17 protein-coding genes are annotated in these 15,398 nt (G+C 54.4%); 3 read left to right on the top strand and 14 right to left on the bottom strand.

The features are described from left to right. Window positions 1-6: 6 nt before the first annotated feature. Together N7922_RS17590 and tatE are read left to right on the top strand one after the other, a co-directional pair. Window positions 7-795 carry a deaminated glutathione amidase gene (locus tag N7922_RS17590; RefSeq protein WP_263097535.1) on the top strand — a complete coding sequence of 263 codons (789 nt, stop codon included), beginning with the start codon at window positions 7-9 and terminating at the stop codon, window positions 793-795. A 127-nt stretch (window positions 796-922) separates the two neighbouring features. Further along, window positions 923-1,123: a twin-arginine translocase subunit TatE gene (gene tatE, locus N7922_RS17585; RefSeq protein WP_061494431.1), complete on the top strand. Its 201-nt coding sequence runs from the start codon at window positions 923-925 to the stop codon at window positions 1,121-1,123. A gap of 68 nt (window positions 1,124-1,191) precedes the next feature. Here tatE and lipA read toward each other — a convergent pair whose 3' ends face one another. The 11 genes from lipA to N7922_RS17530 form a co-directional block, all read right to left on the bottom strand. Beyond that, a complete protein-coding gene (lipA, locus tag N7922_RS17580; RefSeq protein ID WP_061494432.1) occupies window positions 1,192-2,157 on the bottom strand; it encodes a lipoyl synthase in 966 nt (321 codons plus the stop codon). Between the two features lie 210 nt (window positions 2,158-2,367). Further along, window positions 2,368-3,321, bottom strand: a complete 954-nt coding sequence (locus N7922_RS17575) for a YbeF family transcriptional regulator (RefSeq protein WP_263097534.1) — start codon at window positions 3,319-3,321, stop codon at window positions 2,368-2,370. Between the two features lie 306 nt (window positions 3,322-3,627). Then, a complete protein-coding gene (gene lipB / locus N7922_RS17570) occupies window positions 3,628-4,269 on the bottom strand; it encodes a lipoyl(octanoyl) transferase LipB (protein ID WP_263097533.1) in 642 nt (213 codons plus the stop codon). 87 nt (window positions 4,270-4,356) lie between these two features. Further along, a complete protein-coding gene (gene ybeD / locus N7922_RS17565) occupies window positions 4,357-4,620 on the bottom strand; it encodes a DUF493 family protein YbeD (RefSeq protein ID WP_263097532.1) in 264 nt (87 codons plus the stop codon). Between the two features lie 102 nt (window positions 4,621-4,722). Then, window positions 4,723-5,934 (bottom strand): D-alanyl-D-alanine carboxypeptidase DacA, encoded by a 1,212-nt coding sequence (dacA, locus tag N7922_RS17560; protein ID WP_263097531.1) that lies wholly within the window; start codon window positions 5,932-5,934, stop codon window positions 4,723-4,725. Window positions 5,935-6,071: 137 nt separating this feature from the next. After that, complete coding sequence (rlpA, locus tag N7922_RS17555) at window positions 6,072-7,277, bottom strand: endolytic peptidoglycan transglycosylase RlpA (RefSeq protein ID WP_263097530.1); 1,206 nt, start codon at window positions 7,275-7,277, stop codon at window positions 6,072-6,074. A 16-nt stretch (window positions 7,278-7,293) separates the two neighbouring features. Further along, the gene (gene mrdB / locus N7922_RS17550; protein ID WP_263097529.1) at window positions 7,294-8,406 is read right to left on the bottom strand and encodes a peptidoglycan glycosyltransferase MrdB; all 1,113 of its coding nucleotides are present in this window, start codon (window positions 8,404-8,406) and stop codon (window positions 7,294-7,296) included. 2 nt (window positions 8,407-8,408) lie between these two features. Then, complete coding sequence (mrdA, locus tag N7922_RS17545) at window positions 8,409-10,310, bottom strand: peptidoglycan DD-transpeptidase MrdA (protein ID WP_263097528.1); 1,902 nt, start codon at window positions 10,308-10,310, stop codon at window positions 8,409-8,411. Window positions 10,311-10,339: 29 nt separating this feature from the next. Continuing rightward, window positions 10,340-10,807: a 23S rRNA (pseudouridine(1915)-N(3))-methyltransferase RlmH gene (gene rlmH, locus N7922_RS17540; protein ID WP_061494440.1), complete on the bottom strand. Its 468-nt coding sequence runs from the start codon at window positions 10,805-10,807 to the stop codon at window positions 10,340-10,342. A gap of 3 nt (window positions 10,808-10,810) precedes the next feature. Beyond that, the gene (rsfS, locus tag N7922_RS17535) at window positions 10,811-11,128 is read right to left on the bottom strand and encodes a ribosome silencing factor (protein WP_061494441.1); all 318 of its coding nucleotides are present in this window, start codon (window positions 11,126-11,128) and stop codon (window positions 10,811-10,813) included. 243 nt (window positions 11,129-11,371) lie between these two features. Further along, window positions 11,372-11,986, bottom strand: coding sequence for an adenosylcobalamin/alpha-ribazole phosphatase (locus tag N7922_RS17530; protein ID WP_263097527.1), 615 nt, complete (start codon window positions 11,984-11,986; stop codon window positions 11,372-11,374). A gap of 99 nt (window positions 11,987-12,085) precedes the next feature. Here N7922_RS17530 and cobD point away from each other — a divergent pair, with 99 nt between their 5' ends. Then, entirely contained in the window at window positions 12,086-13,180 is a 1,095-nt protein-coding gene (gene cobD / locus N7922_RS17525) for a threonine-phosphate decarboxylase CobD (protein ID WP_263097526.1), read from the top strand. Here cobD and nadD read toward each other — a convergent pair. Genes nadD through lptE form a run of 3 tightly spaced genes read right to left on the bottom strand, consistent with a single transcriptional unit; the run spans window position 13,155 to window position 15,392 of the window. Then, a complete protein-coding gene (gene nadD, locus N7922_RS17520; RefSeq protein WP_263097525.1) occupies window positions 13,155-13,805 on the bottom strand; it encodes a nicotinate-nucleotide adenylyltransferase in 651 nt (216 codons plus the stop codon). The genes cobD and nadD overlap by 26 nt on opposite strands. Next, window positions 13,798-14,829 (bottom strand): DNA polymerase III subunit delta, encoded by a 1,032-nt coding sequence (gene holA / locus N7922_RS17515; protein ID WP_088237093.1) that lies wholly within the window; start codon window positions 14,827-14,829, stop codon window positions 13,798-13,800. Before holA ends, nadD begins: the two co-directional genes overlap by 8 nt. After that, the gene (gene lptE / locus N7922_RS17510) at window positions 14,829-15,392 is read right to left on the bottom strand and encodes an LPS assembly lipoprotein LptE (RefSeq protein ID WP_263097524.1); all 564 of its coding nucleotides are present in this window, start codon (window positions 15,390-15,392) and stop codon (window positions 14,829-14,831) included. Before lptE ends, holA begins: the two co-directional genes overlap by 1 nt. Window positions 15,393-15,398 lie beyond the last annotated feature (6 nt).

Here is a 15,398-nt window from a genome sequence, read left to right as displayed (position 1 = left end):
AAAGAGATGATTGTTGCGGCGGGACAATTTGTGGTGACGCCTGACTGGCGCACCAATGCGCAAACCTGCGTGGCGTTAATGGCGCAGGCCGCTTCTCAGCAGGCGTCGCTATTGGTGCTGCCAGAGGCGTTGCTGGCGCGGGATGATAATGACCCTCACCTGTCGGTAAAATCCGCTCAGCGGCTCGATGGCGGCTTCCTGACGCTGCTTTGCGAGGAGAGTCGACGCAATACCCTGACGACGGTGCTGACGGTGCATGTGCCTTCCACCGAAGGGCGGGCATTTAATACGCTGGTGGTATTGCGCGGCGGTAAGGTGATCGCGCAGTATGCCAAGCTGCATCTGTACGACGCGTTTAATATTCAGGAATCAGCGCGGGTGGATGCCGGAGATGACGTTGCGCCGTTAATCGACATTGAGGGGATGAAGGTGGGTCTGATGACCTGCTACGATTTGCGTTTCCCTGAGCTGGCAATGAAGCTGGCGCTTGATGGCGCGCAGTTGCTGGTGTTGCCTGCGGCCTGGGTGCGTGGTCCGCTCAAAGAACAGCACTGGGCAACGTTGCTGTCGGCGCGGGCGCTCGACACCACATGCTATGTGGTGGCGGCAGGGGAGTGCGGTAACAAAAATATCGGGCAAAGCCGGATTGTTGACCCACAGGGCGTAACGCTGGCTGCGGCAGCAGAAGCGCCTGCGCTGATCGTTGCGGAGATCAGCGAGGAACGTGTAGCGCAAACGCGGGATACGTTGCCCGTGTTACGTAACCGGCGCTTCGCTGCGCCACGATTGTTGTGATGTTTTTTTAAACAACACTTGATCCATCTCGTTACAGATTGCTATTGTGTGCGCGCGTCGAATGACCGTTAATGAAATCGGGTTATAATGACGTTTTATGCAGCCTGTTTTACGAAAGAAGGTATCTATGGGTGAGATTAGTATTACCAAACTGCTGGTCGTGGCCGCACTGGTTGTCCTGCTGTTTGGGACCAAGAAACTGCGCACGTTGGGCGGCGATCTGGGTGCAGCCATCAAAGGCTTTAAAAAAGCCATGAACGATGATGATGCAGCGAAGAAAGAAGCCGAAGGCGAAGTCACTGCAGAGAAACTCTCTCACAAAGAGTAATAGCGCCCCGACAGGCGAAAAAAAACCGGCCACTGAGCCGGTTTTTTTGTCGGTTGTGTAAGGAAGTACTACTTCACTTCGATGCCTTTTGCCTGCAAATCCGCATGGTAAGAGGAGCGAACGAACGGACCGCATGCTGCGTGGGTAAAGCCCATCGCCAGCGCTTCTTCTTTCATCTCGTCAAACTCATCCGGGCTGACATAGCGCTGCACTGGCAGGTGGTGACGGCTCGGTTGCAGATACTGACCCAGCGTTAACATCGTCACGCCGTGGCGGCGCAGGTCGCGCATAACGTCAATGATTTCGGCATTGGTTTCGCCTAAACCGACCATCAGACCGGATTTCGTCGGGATCTCCGGATGCGCTTCTTTAAAACGCTCCAGCAGCTTCAGTGACCAGTTGTAATCCGCTCCCGGGCGAACCTGACGGTAAATACGCGGCACGTTCTCCAGGTTGTGGTTAAACACGTCTGGCGGGGTTGCTGTGAGGATATCCAGCGCACGATCCATGCGTCCACGGAAGTCAGGTACCAGCGTTTCGATTTTAATCGTCGGGCTCTTCTCGCGAATAGCGGTAATACAATCAGCAAAATGCTGTGCGCCGCCGTCGCGCAGGTCATCACGGTCAACCGAAGTGATGACCACGTAACGCAATGCCATATCTGCGATAGTTTGCGCCAGTTTTTGCGGTTCGTTAGCGTCCGGCGCCACCGGACGACCGTGGGCCACATCGCAGAACGGGCAGCGACGGGTGCAGATCGCGCCGAGGATCATAAACGTGGCGGTACCATGGTTGAAACACTCAGCGAGGTTCGGACAGGATGCCTCTTCGCAAACAGAATGCAGGCCGTTTTTACGCATGGCCGCTTTGATACCCTGAATACGGGAAGAGTCAGCCGGAAGTTTGATTTTCATCCATTCCGGTTTTCTCAGCAGGGCTTCGCGCTCTGTGGCCACGTTTTTAACCGGGATAAGAGCCATTTTATCGGCATCGCGGTACTTAACACCGCGTTCCATCACAATGGGTTTACTCATAGCGTGCGTGTTCCAGTTGCGGATAACGAAGTAAGCATTTCAATTCAAGGGAATGTTGTATTTATCAACTATTTTTGAATTAACTTGCGCGCAGTATACCATTGATGGAGGGCAGAAAGCAGCCTGACAACGGGGCTATTTGTAAAATAGTTGTTGTTTTGTGCCAAATGCCCAGTAAGGGTTAGCACATTCGCCAGGTGAGAACGGGCTTTAAAAAGCCCGTCGGATAACATTGATAACGTTTTCCAGCACCGGATCTCGCAGGCTCAATTTATTGTAATACAGCGAGATATCCAGTCGCTCGTTGCTGATTGGCGGGTAATCAATTTCCACCAGCGGCCAGCAATCGCTAAACAATTTGAACAAACGCGTTGTCATCAGTCCTAGCAGGTCAGTGTTGCCGATCAGTGCTGCAATAGTAAACATATTGTAACTGCTGAAACTGATCTGGCGCTCTGGAAAGAGATCCTGCACGCGCTGACGTAAGCCGCTCAGATTTTGCGCTTCCAGCATCACCATCGTGTGCTCGTACTGCTGCAAAACCTCTTCGTTGATTGGCCCGTTCAGACAAGGATGCCCTTTACGGCACACCAACATCAGGCGGTCGGTATACAGCACATGGCTATTGAGCGCGCGCGATGAGGGGAGGTGAGTATCGATAATTAAATCCGTCTGAAACTGACTGAGCTGGCTTTCCCCATCTTTGACCGGAATATTGCGCATCATCAGATGCGGGGCATTGGCTTTTATCGCCTGATAGATAACCGGAAGGGCTAACGCGCCAATAGACGGCGTTGTGCCGACGGTAATCGTGCGTTGTTTATCGTAGCTGCCAGTGAGATCCAACGCGCCGAGGATAGATTCCAGCCCCTGGCTGATATATTCATGCAGGTGAGAGGCATAAGCCGTAGGCGTGACGCCCTGGCCTTTTCGAATGAAAAGCGGATCTGGAAATATTGAGCGCAGTTTCTGAATTGACTGGCTAATAGCGGAAGGGGTGAGGTTGAGCACTTTTGCCGCGTTAACAATCCCTTTATGGACATATACCGCCTCAAAAATAGTCAATAAGTTGAGATCAATATTGCGCAATGTCCGGAAGATTTGCGGCTTGTCGTCCTCGGGGCGCCCGGTTATTCGCTTTGCCGGCAGGTTATTATTCTCCACGCTAGTGCTCCGTAATCATTCGCAATATGAATGATAGTTGAATTTGTTTTTTTTGTTGATTATTAATTTGAGTTAACGTCCTGTCACATATCATCATTACGTAGATTTTTTCATCGCGATGGCGGACAAGCACTCAAAAGACGATTGGCCATAAGCACGAATACGAAGCCCGGGAAAGCATCGCAATGCTTATTAACCCGACAAGGCAGGTAGGTTGAAAATAGAGAATATGGCACCTATTGTAAAGCGCTAACAGGCCAAATAAATAACGACCCGCACAAAATGCGGGCCGTAATACATCATATATTAAGCGCTCATATATTGATGGGGTGGATTGTTTAGTAACGCTAAAAATTCCCGGATAAGAATTGTCCTTATTTTATCCATATCCGCTTTTTGTGAAAGCTGACTGATCTGGGTCATTTCCATCCCGGCATATCCACAGGGATTGATGCGCATAAAGGGGGCCAGATCCATGGCGATATTCAGCGCCAGGCCATGGAATGAGCACCCTTTACGAATGCGCAGGCCCAGTGAACAGATCTTTTTGCCATCGACATACACGCCCGGCGCATCAGCGCGAGCCTGTGCCTGGATGTCCAGTGTTGCCAGCGTATTGATGACCGTATTTTCCAGCAATGTAACAAGTTCACGCACGCCAATTTTGCGACGCTTAAGATTAATTAAAACGTACATCACTTGCTGACCCGGTCCGTGGTAGGTGACCTGGCCACCGCGATCGCTCTGGATCACCGGAATATCGCCGGTCGCCAGCAGGTGTTCAGCTTTGCCAGCCTGACCCTGGGTAAAGACCGGCATATGTTCGACCAGCCAGATTTCGTCAGGCGTTGTATCGTCACGGGTGTCGGTGAATTCATGCATCGCCCGGGACACGGGATCGTAAGGCTGTAAGCCCAGATTGCGGATGAGGATTGTATCCTGAGACAAAACGGCATCTCCGGGGGAGAAAAGAGTGGGGGGAGTATATCACAGCGAAGACGTTACCCGAATGCTTCCGGGCAACGTCTGCTGGCATTACAGCACCATGCGAACAATTTCGATGTTGCCGAGTTCTTCGTAAAGAATCTCAACCTGCTCGATGTGTGTTGCATTAATGGTGATAGAGACCGAGTGGTAATTGCCTTTGCTGCTTGGTTTTACCTGCGGAGAGTAATCACCTGGCGCATGGCGCTGTACCACTTCAACCACCAGATCAACCAGCTCTGGTTTCGCCAGACCCATCACTTTGTAAGTAAAGGGTGTCGGGAATTCAAGCAGTTCTTTGAGATTGGTTTTCATGTCAGCTCCGGCGTAAAAAAGAACAACTCCTGCCGCAGGGGCAGGAGTTTTTTGGATACGTAGTATATGGGGACGAAAATCACACTTTCAAGTGTTCAATTCTTAACCAAACCAGTGATGGAACATCAATTTAATGTAATCAATGATTTTGCCAAAGAAATTGCCTTCCGGGATTTCCTGTAGCACGACCAGCGGGCGCTGTTCGATAGTTTTGCCATCTAGCTGGAAGTTAATAGAACCGACAACCTGATTTTTCTGCAGCGGCGCATGCAGCTCGCTATTGTTCAGCACATAGCTGGCTTTCAGATCTTTCATGCGGCCGCGCGGGATCGTCAGATACACGTCTTTATCCACGCCCAGCGATGCGCGATCGCTGTCACCGAACCAGGCCGGTTCTGAAGCGAACTCTTTACCTGCTTTCAGAGGGCTAACGGTTTCGAAGAAACGGAAACCCCAGGTCAGCAATTTTTTACTTTCGGTTTCACGGCCTTTAAAGGTACGACCGCCCATCACCGCCGAGATCAAACGCATCTGACCTTCGGTCGCCGAGGCCACCAGGTTGTAACCGGCTTTGTCGGTATGACCGGTTTTAATGCCATCAACGTTCAGGCTGTTGTCCCACAGCAGACCGTTACGGTTGGTCTGGCGGATGCCGTTGAAGGTGAACTCTTTCTCTTTATAGATGGAGTACTCGTTCGGTACATCGCGGATCAGCGCCTGGCCAATCAGCGCCATATCGCGTGCGGAGCTGTACTGACCATCAGCGTCCAGGCCATGCACGGTCTGGAAATGGCTGTTTTGCAGGCCAAGGGCGCGCACATAGTTGTTCATCAGGCCAACAAACGCGTCCTGGCTACCCGCGACATAGTCCGCCATCGCCACGCACGCATCGTTACCGGATTGCAGGTTAATCCCACGGATAAGCTGGGAAACCGGCACCTGCATGCCTGGTTTCAGGAACATCAGTGAAGAGCCGCGGAATACCGGGTTACCGGTCGCCCATGCGTCGTTACCAATCGTCACCAGGTCGCTGTCTTTAAACTTGCCCGCTTTCATGGCCTGGCCGATAACGTAGCTGGTCATCATTTTGGTCAGACTGGCCGGATCGCGACGCGCGTCTGCGTTCTGTTCCGCCAGCACTTTGCCGGAGTTGTAATCGATCAGGATATAGGACTCCGCATCGATTTGCGGCACGCCAGGGATCATGGTTTTAATATTCAGGTCATCGGCGTGAGCAGCAGAAAGTGTGGCTGCGGTCAGCGCCGTGGTGAGCGCAAGGCGCTGCACAAAACGAACGGAGAGAGTGGTCTTCATGGTCGAACTACGACATCCGTGATGGAGTTAAAAAAGTGCCTTACTATAGCAAAAGCTATATCGGCAGGCATCTGACTTTCCGCATGACTTTGTGAATGATGCTTACAGAAGTTGACAGAATCAGATGCCTTACCCGGTTACTGCGCGCCAGTAATAAACGATTGTAACTGCGCTTCATTTTGCAAACGCCCCTGCAGGGCGCTGGCATCGGCTTTATTACTGAACGGCCCTAACTGTACCCGCCAGACCGCGCCGTTTTGCACAACACGGCCCGGAACGGAGAATTGCTGCGCCAGGCGCTGCTGATACTGCTGCGCGCGTGCCTGATCGCTCACCGCACCGACCTGCACCATATACCCGCTGGTTGCCGTCGTGGCAGCAGTGGTTGCGGCAGTTGCGGCGCTTGTGCTGGTGGTTGCCACATGCCCCTGCACAGAACCCGGTGCAGTCACCGGCGCGGTGCGGGTCGCGGCAGGTGCGGTGGTTTGCACTGCCGATGTGTTCTGGCTGGCCGACATCATGGATGTGGTGGTGGTCGACGGTGTGACGGCGCTTTGCGTCGTCGTGTCGCTCCCTTCCAACACGCCCGCGGCCAGCGGCGTTTGCGCGCCCAGGAAGCCACCGCTTTTTACCGGTGCGCCGGCAGCATCGTCGCTTTTCAACGTATCATTGCTGATGGCCTGAACATTCCCCTGTGGCTGCGCGGCTTGAGGCGCTGATGAGACGCTGCCCAGTCCGCCGCCAAGATCGGGACGATCCGGCAGAACGTAGGTCTGCTGAGCAACCTTGGTGCAGGCCATGCCTGGGCCGGAAAGAGAACCATCCTGCGCGACAATAATCGGATCGATACGCACTTTGGTGTTGTTGGACGTATTCAGGCGATCTGCCGCTGCGCGAGACAGAGAAATAACACGGTCGTTGCCATACGGGCCGCGATCGTTAATACGCACCACAATCATCCGCCCGTTGGCGAGGTTGGTGATACGGGCGTAGCTCGGGATCGGCAGAGTAGGGTGCGCCGCGGTCAGTTGCGCCGGGTCGAACGCTTCGCCGGAAGCCGTTAAGTTGCTGCCCGGTTCGGCATCGTAAATGGCAGCCAGGCCTGCCTGACTGAAGCGGGAGGGATCCTGAACCACTTTGTAGCTTTTGCCATCGCGCTGATAATCCTGATTCGCCGTGGCATTGAGCGGCTCGTAATGAGGCTCAGCACCGCTGATTTCAACGACAGGGCCGTTGCACACGACAGGTTGCGGCGCAACGGTCGTTTGCTGTTGACCATTATCATTTGAACATGCCGCCAGTAATCCTGCTGCTATGCAGACCCCAAGCCATTGCTTACGCATTGCGCACCTCTTATCGTTAGACGCTTTTGGACAACATTTTCCTGTGAGTATGGATCGACATAACGATACCAAACCCGGCCATGAGTACGATCAGGGCGGACCCCCCGTAACTTATCAGTGGCAACGGTACGCCCACAACCGGCAGGATACCACTCACCATACCAATATTTACGAACACATAAACGAACAAAATCAACATCAAACCCCCGGCCATGACCCGGCCAAAGGTGGTTTGCGCCCGGGCGGCAATCCATAGCCCACGCATAATTAACAGCAGATAAAGCGCCAGCAAAATCAAAATCCCCACCAGGCCCAGCTCTTCGGCCAGCACGGCAAAAATAAAGTCAGTATGGCGTTCTGGCAAGAATTCTAGCTGCGACTGGGTGCCATGCAACCAGCCTTTACCGCTCAGCCCACCGGAACCAATGGCGATTTTCGACTGAATAATATGATAGCCCGCGCCCAGCGGATCGGTTTCCGGATCGAGCAGCATCATCACGCGCTGGCGCTGATAATCATGCATCAGGAAGAACCACAGCACCGGAATAAAGGCGGCGATAAGCACCACGGCAATGCCGATTAACCGCCAGCTCAGGCCGGAAAGGAACAGCACAAACAGCCCGGAAAGCACCACCAGAATCGAGGTACCCAGGTCCGGTTGTGCGGCGACTAACAGCGTTGGCACAAAGATCAGCACCAGTGCGATACCGGTGTTTTTCAACGACGGCGGGCAAACATCGCGGTTAATAAAGCGCGCGACCATCAACGGCACGGCAATTTTGGCGATTTCCGACGGCTGAAAACGCACGATACCCAGGTCCAGCCAGCGTTGCGCGCCTTTCGAAATCGCACCGAAAGCATCTACCGCCACCAGCAGAATCACGCAGAAAATATAGAGGTAGGGCGCCCAGCCTTCATACACACGCGGCGGAACCTGCGCCATGACCACCATGATGATCAGGCCCATCGTAATCTGCCCGATTTTACGTTCGGTCATGCCAATGTCCTGGCCGCTGGCGCTCCAGATAACGATCGCGCTGTAAAACAGCAGCGCGAGAATGATGAGCATCAGTGTCGGATCGATATGGATTTTATCCCAGAACGATTTTTTGTTCGGATTGTCCGTCATGATTATTGGTCCTCCGTCGCCGCCGCTGACGGGTTTTCCGTTGGCAAGTCGGTGTTGTTATCGCCCAGCATAATATGGTCGAGGATTTGACGCATAATTGTCCCGACGGCCGGGCCAGCGCCGCCGTTCTCCAGGATCATCGCAACGGCGACCTGGGGATTGTCATAAGGCGCAAATGCGGTCATCAGTTTATGGTCGCGCAGGCGTTCCGCAATGCGGTGCGCGTTATACGTTTCGTTGGCTTTCAGGCCGAATACCTGCGCGGTACCGGATTTTGCGGCAACCTTGTACGGCGCATTGGCGAAATATTTATGGCCGGTACCGTTAGCGCGGTTAGCCACGCCATACATCCCGTCTTTGGCAATTTCCCAGTAACCCGAATGGATGTCGCCTACCGGTGGCTGCGTGGGTTGTTTCCACGGGACCTGCTTGCCATCTTCCACGGTGCTCATCAGCAGATGCGGCACTTTGACGATACCGTCATTAATCAGGGTCATCATGGCCTTGTTCATCTGCAACGGGGTGGCGGTCCAGTAACCCTGGCCAATCCCGACCGGGATGGTGTCACCTTGATACCAGGGTTTTTTAAAACGTTTCAGTTTCCACTCGCGCGTTGGCATGTTGCCGGAGCGCTCTTCAGAGAGGTCAACGCCGGTATACTGCCCGTAACCAAATTTGCCCATCCACTCAGCAAGACGGTCAATACCCATGTCATAGGCGACCTGATAGAAGAAGGTATCGGCGGACTCTTCCAGCGATTTGGTGATATTCAGGTGGCCGTGGCCCCATTTTTTCCAGTCACGGTAACGCTTGTCTGAGCCCGGCAACTGCCACCAGCCCGGGTCAAACAGGCTGGTATTGCGGTTGATAACGCCTGCGCTGAGCGCGGAGACAGCCACGTACGGTTTCACTGTAGAGGCTGGCGGATAGACCCCCTGCGTTGCCCTGTTGATCAGTGGCGTATTCGGATCGTTAAGCAACGAGGCGTAGTCCTTGCTGGAAATCCCGTCGACGAACAGGTTCGGGTCGTAGCTTGGCGTTGAAACCAGCGCGAGAATGCTGCCGCTGCGCGGATCGGTGACCACGACGGCGGCGCGACTGCCAGCCAGCAGTGTTTCAATGTACTGCTGCAGTTTTAAATCCAGCGTCAGGTAGATGTCATGACCGGCCTGCGGCGGCACTTCTTTCAACTGACGGATGACGCGACCACGGTTGTTGACTTCCACTTCTTCATAACCTGTCTGGCCATGCAGGACGTCTTCGTAATAGCGTTCAATACCGAGTTTGCCGATATCGTGGGTCGCGGCGTAGTTTGCCAGCTTGCCCTCTTTATCCAGCCGGTCGACGTCTTTATCGTTGATCTTCGAGACATAGCCAATGACATGGGTCAGCGCGGAACCATAGGGGTAGTAACGGCGTTTGTAGCCTTTTACTTCAACGCCGGGAAAGCGGTACTGGTTAACCGCAAAGCGCGCGACCTGGACTTCGGTCAGGTTGGTTTTTACCGGAATCGAGGTGAAACGGTGTGAACGTGAGCGCTCTTTTTTAAAGTTGGCGATATCGTCATCGTTCAGATCGACCACGTCGCGAAGCGCATCCAGCGTTTGCTGCACATCATCGACCTTCTCCGGCATCATTTCGACCTGATAGATGGTGCGGTTAAGTGCGAGTGGCGTGCCGTTACGATCGTAAATAATGCCGCGACTTGGCGGAATAGGGACCAGTTTGATGCGGTTTTCGTTGGAGCGGGTCTGATAGTCCGCAAAACGGACGATTTGCAGATTATAAAGGTTGGCGACCAGCACGCCGGAAAGCAGCAAAATCCCCGTAAAGGCGACCACCGCCCGGCGCACAAACAGCGCGGACTCAGCCGTATAGTCGCGAAAAGAATTCTGTAATTTCATCCGCTGCTTAATCTGCCTAAGACTTGTCATTACTCACGATGGTAAGGATGGTTGGTGGTAATACTCCATGCGCGGTAAAGGCTTTCCGCAACCAGCACGCGCACCAGCGGGTGAGGAAGCGTCAGCGCAGAGAGCGACCAACTTTGTTCTGCCGCGGCTTTACAGGCGGGGGATAACCCTTCCGGCCCGCCGATCAGCAGGCTGACGTCACGCCCGTCCTGCTTCCAGCGTTCCAGTTCAATAGCCAGTTGCGGCGTATCCCAGGGCTTGCCGGGGATATCGAGGGTGACGATACGGTTTTTGCCCGCTGCCGCCAGCATCAGTTCACCCTCTTTGTCGAGAATACGTTTGATATCTGCGTTTTTACCGCGCTTTCCCGCGGGAATTTCCACCAGTTCGAAGGGCATATCTTTGGGAAAACGGCGCAGATATTCACTAAAACCTGTCTGTACCCAGTCCGGCATTTTTGTGCCGACGGCGACCAGTTGCAGCTTCACGCATTAGCTCCAGAGTTTTTCCAGTTCATACAGGCGACGGCTCTCTTCCTGCATGACATGGACAATGACATCGCCCAGATCGACCACAACCCAGTCAGCGGCGCTTTCGCCTTCCACACCCAACGGCATCATGCCTGCTGCGCGCGATTCCTGCACCACGTGATCCGCGATGGAGACAACATGGCGGGTGGAGGTGCCGGTGCAGATAATCATGCAATCTGTGATGCTGGATTTACCCTGTACGTCGATGGCGATGATGTCCTGACCTTTCAGGTCATCAATTTTGTCGATAATAAAATCCTGGAGTGCTTTACCCTGCAAGTGTTCCCCCTGAGTGAACAAAAAGTGAGCTATTAATAAGCGGCCTGACATTATACCTGAAGTGCATCGATTGTCGGGATAAATGTCGGGTCCTGGCAATTTCGAAGCGGGCTATCATCCCATCACGGCCGTGGGATTGCATTGTCATTTTTGTAAAACAATTTCTGCGCGCGGAGAATATCAGCCTGCCGTGGCGTGTCAATGACCTAATTACCGCCGCGAATGGGATGATGAAAAAAAACGCTATGTCTCGTCCGTTTGCCAGATGGCGCGGCTATTTAATACGCGAAGCGTGGCGAAATCATCATGAATATCAATTGCACTCCAACATCCCTGATCAACGCGGAAATGCCACAGAGAGGAAGCCGACATGTTTAACAGCCGGGCAATCAGTAAACTGAGTACGCCCTGATGGCTGACCACCAGCACGTTCTGGTGTTGACGGAGATCGGCAAGCGTGGCGATAAACTGCTCGACGCGCAGGGAGAAGGCCTGAAAACCTTCGCCGTTCGTCGGAACCGCATTCTGCCAGTCCGTACACCAGGCGGCATAACTCTCCGGATCTTCGCGTGTTAAATCGCGGTGATGGCGCATCTCCCAATCACCGAAAAACATCTCGTTGAGCAGCGACGTGGTGTGCACAGGAATATCACGGTTTTCCAGCACCCGTTGCGCGGTGTGCCGCGCCCGCTCAAGCTCGCTGCATAACACATGATCGAAGGGAACCGCCTGCAGCAAGCCATGAAGTGTCTGTGCCTGGGCCAGCCCTTTTGCTGTCAATGGTGTTGGCGAATGGCCACTGTAGAGGCCTGCTACATTCGCTTCCGTTTCACCATGGCGTATCAGCCAGAGTCGCATAATGGTCTCCCGTCCCGATTTCTGCGCAAAGTTTAACACTGCATCCTGAATCCACTTGTCTTTTTCGTTTAAGATTGTCGTTTTTGACCGGAGCGGAAGATGGCTTTGTTTCATAGCGCGCATGGCGGCAATACCCGTGAGGCGGCAGCACTGCTGGGCATTGCCCCGGAGCAACTCCTCGATTTCAGTGCCAATATTAACCCGGCCGGTATGCCGGCATCGCTCAAACGCGCGTTGCAAAACAACCTGGCGTTGGCTGAGCGTTATCCGGACGTTGAGTACCAACGCCTGCACCAGGCGCTGGCTGCGCACCATCAGATACCGGCGTCGTGGATCCTGGCGGGCAATGGTGAAACGGAAGCCATCTTTGCCCTGGTCAATGCACTGGCGCCGCGCAAGGCGATGTTAGTGACGCCCGGTTTTGCCGAATACCGCCGTGCGCTAACGCAGGTGGGGTGCGATGTTGCCGAATTTCACCTGCGGGAAGACGAGGGCTGGCAACTGACCGGACGGGTGCTGGACGCGTTGACGCCCGATCTGGACTGTCTGTTTCTCTGCACGCCCAATAACCCTACCGGGTTACTGCCGGACGATACGCTGCTGCATGCCATTACTGCACGCTGTAAAACTCTCGGTATCGCACTGGTTCTTGATGAAGCCTTTATGGATTTTATCCGCGATCGCTCGGGGTTTATTCCGCACCTTGCGGATAACCCGCATCTGTGGGTGTTGCGATCGTTGACCAAGTTTTACGCCATTCCCGGCTTGCGTCTTGGCTATGTCGTGGGCAGCGATGTGCAAAGGGTTGCACGGATGCGCGCGATGCAAATGCCGTGGTCAATCAATGCCTTCGCGGCGCTGGCGGGAGAAGTGATTTTGCAGGATACCGCCTATCAGCAGGCCAGCTGGCGGTGGCTGGAACAGGAGAGACCACGTTTGCGGGCGGCACTGGCTGCGTTACCCGCGCTGACCGTCTGGCCCGGTGTGGCTAACTATCTTTTTCTGCGCTGTGATGCGCCGGATAGTGCGTTGCAGCGAGCGCTGCTGGAGAGGCACATCCTGATCCGCAGTTGTGCCAATTATCCCGGTCTGGACGGTCGTTATTATCGTGTGGCGGTACGAAGTGAAGAGGAAAATGACCGGCTTATCGCTGCGATGGGCTCGGTGCTTAGCGGTACAGACCCTGTTCTTTGATATAGGCCAGCACCGGAACGGGCAGCAGATCGTCACACTGCTCGCCTTTTTCCAGCCGCTCGCGGATAAGCGTCGCGGAAATATTGAACCACGGCGTTTCCGCGAGGTAAATTTTCCCGGCTGGTAAGGTATGAAGCATTTCCGCATCGGTGGTGAGGTGGGACTCCAGCCATTGCTGATGCGCTTCCTGTTCCATGGTTAACGGGTAGCCGGGGCGACGGCAGACAATCAGATGGCAATTATCAAGAATGGTGTCGGCATGGTGCCAGCCAGGGAAGGTAAGCAGGGAGTCCTGACCGATGATAAACGCCAGCGAGCGTCGTGGGCCTTGCTCTTCGCGCCACTCCTGCAATGTCTGCGCCGTATAAGACGGCGTGTCGCGGCGAAGTTCCCGCTCATCAAGGGTAAACAGGGGCTTGTCCGCAATCGCCAGTTCAACCATGGTCTTACGCTGCTGACTGGTGGCTTCCGGTTGTGGGCGGTGTGGGGGCACATTATTAGGCATGATAATGACCCGTGAAAGGCCGATCTGATTCGCCAGCGCTTCAACGGGTTTCAGGTGCCCGTAATGAACAGGATCAAACGTACCGCCAAACATGGCCTGCAACTGATTCATATCAACCATCAATAAAAACGTCTGCCAGTGCCTTATGACAGAGTAGCAGAGAAAGGCTTTCCAGCTCGGCCCACACCGATTGACCAAAGTCCTGTTTCACCACCAGCTCAATGCGGCTCAGCAGATGAACAGCCTGACGCAACTGATCGGCGCTCAGGCGATTCAGCGCCTCGCCGGTCACACCGCGACGGTTTTGCCATACACGATGTTTATCAAACAGCGCGCGTAACGGTGTATGCGCGGATTGCCGTTTTAACGTCACCAGCAACAGTAGCTCGCGTTGCACGGTACGCAGCAGGATCACCGGTTCACAGGCTTCCAGCCGCAACTGGCTAAGAATATGCAACGCGCGTTTGCTTTTGCCTGCCAGCAGCGCATCCACCCAATGAAATGGCGTAAAGTGCGCTGCATCGTTAACCGCTTGTTCTACGCGCGGCAGGGTGAGTTTGCCATCCGGCCACAGCAGAGCCAGTCGCTCAAGTGCCTGCGCCAGTGCCAGCAGATTGCCTTCATAGCAATAGCAGAGCAGCTGATTGGCGGCGTCGTCCAGCTCCAGTTTGTTCTGCTTTGCCCGGGCGGCAACCCAGCGGGGGAGATTCGCTTGCTCCGGCGTCTGGCAACTGATCTGCACGGCATGGTTGTTCAGTTGAGTTAACCAGGCTGCGTTTTCCTGCGCTTTTGTTAGCTTGTTGCCGCGCACAATCAGCAGCAGATCGTCATGCAGTAACGCCACCAGCTTAGCCAATTGTTCATTCATGGCTGCATTGGGACCATTTTCAGGCAATTGCAGCAGTAAGGTCTGGCGGCTGGCAAACAGGCTCAGCGCCTGACAGATGGAAAAGATCGCGTCCCAGTCGGTGCTGGCATCCAGGGGGAACGTGTGATGTTCGGTGAAGCCCTGCGCCACAGCAATCTGGCGTACGGCGTCCTGGCTCTCTTGCAGCAATAACGGATCGTTACCGAGGAGCAGATACGCCGCGCGCAGCCCTTCATTGAGCTGCGCGCGGAGTTGTTCCGGATACAACCTGAGCATTAGCTACCCGGTTTAGCCGAAACTGAGGAGGAGGAAGATGCGCCGCCAGCATGCGATTGTGATGCATCTGCTGTATGAACGCTTGGCAGCTTACGAATCAACTGTTCCGCCGCTTTGTCGTACATTTCGCGAATGATCATGTCCTGCTCGGCATCTTTCGCCAGCGCTGTTTGCGGGTTATCAAAGAACGAACGGTACACTTTCGTGCTGATTGGGTAAATGTCATGACCCGGGATCAGCACGCTGGCGTTGACCGTCAGCACCATTTGGTATTCCGCCGTGCGGCCATCCTGGAAAATGGACGCCGTGTCACGGGCAAACGTCACGGCGCCAAGGCGCAGTGAAGGCACATCCTGACGGAGCGACTCTTTTTCCAGCAGTTCAACGCCATTCAGACGCAGCTGGCTGCGAATGGCGCGGCTCAGCGGGCCGTTCGGATCTCCGGAATCGAAGATCATCGTTTTCATCTCAGCAGGCACTTGCGTAGAGCTACGCAGATGCCAGCCGCAACCAGCGGTGATCAACACCGCCAGTGATAACAACAATGTAGCCAGATATCGCACGCTTCC

This window comes from Kosakonia sp. ML.JS2a, from assembly GCF_025642095.1.
In the GTDB taxonomy this organism is placed as follows: Bacteria; Pseudomonadota; Gammaproteobacteria; order Enterobacterales; family Enterobacteriaceae.
Note: the sequence above shows the minus strand (reverse complement) of the source record. Positions and strands in the feature narration are given on the sequence as shown.

Coding starts and splice junctions, on each gene's coding strand:
- tatE (WP_061494431.1), top strand. CDS start 923: ATGGGTGAGATTAGTATTACCAAACTGCTGGTCGTGGCCGCACTGGTT.
- ybeD (WP_263097532.1), bottom strand. CDS start 4,620: ATGAAAACCAATCTCAAAGAACTGCTTGAATTCCCGACACCCTTTACT.
- mrdB (WP_263097529.1), bottom strand. CDS start 8,406: ATGACGGACAATCCGAACAAAAAATCGTTCTGGGATAAAATCCATATC.
- nadD (WP_263097525.1), bottom strand. CDS start 13,805: ATGGTTGATATGAATCAGTTGCAGGCCATGTTTGGCGGTACGTTTGAT.
- dacA (WP_263097531.1), bottom strand. CDS start 5,934: ATGAAGACCACTCTCTCCGTTCGTTTTGTGCAGCGCCTTGCGCTCACC.
- mrdA (WP_263097528.1), bottom strand. CDS start 10,310: ATGAAATTACAGAATTCTTTTCGCGACTATACGGCTGAGTCCGCGCTG.
- N7922_RS17590 (WP_263097535.1), top strand. CDS start 7: ATGATTGTTGCGGCGGGACAATTTGTGGTGACGCCTGACTGGCGCACC.
- rlpA (WP_263097530.1), bottom strand. CDS start 7,277: ATGCGTAAGCAATGGCTTGGGGTCTGCATAGCAGCAGGATTACTGGCG.
- holA (WP_088237093.1), bottom strand. CDS start 14,829: ATGCTCAGGTTGTATCCGGAACAACTCCGCGCGCAGCTCAATGAAGGG.
- lipA (WP_061494432.1), bottom strand. CDS start 2,157: ATGAGTAAACCCATTGTGATGGAACGCGGTGTTAAGTACCGCGATGCC.
- N7922_RS17530 (WP_263097527.1), bottom strand. CDS start 11,986: ATGCGACTCTGGCTGATACGCCATGGTGAAACGGAAGCGAATGTAGCA.
- cobD (WP_263097526.1), top strand. CDS start 12,086: ATGGCTTTGTTTCATAGCGCGCATGGCGGCAATACCCGTGAGGCGGCA.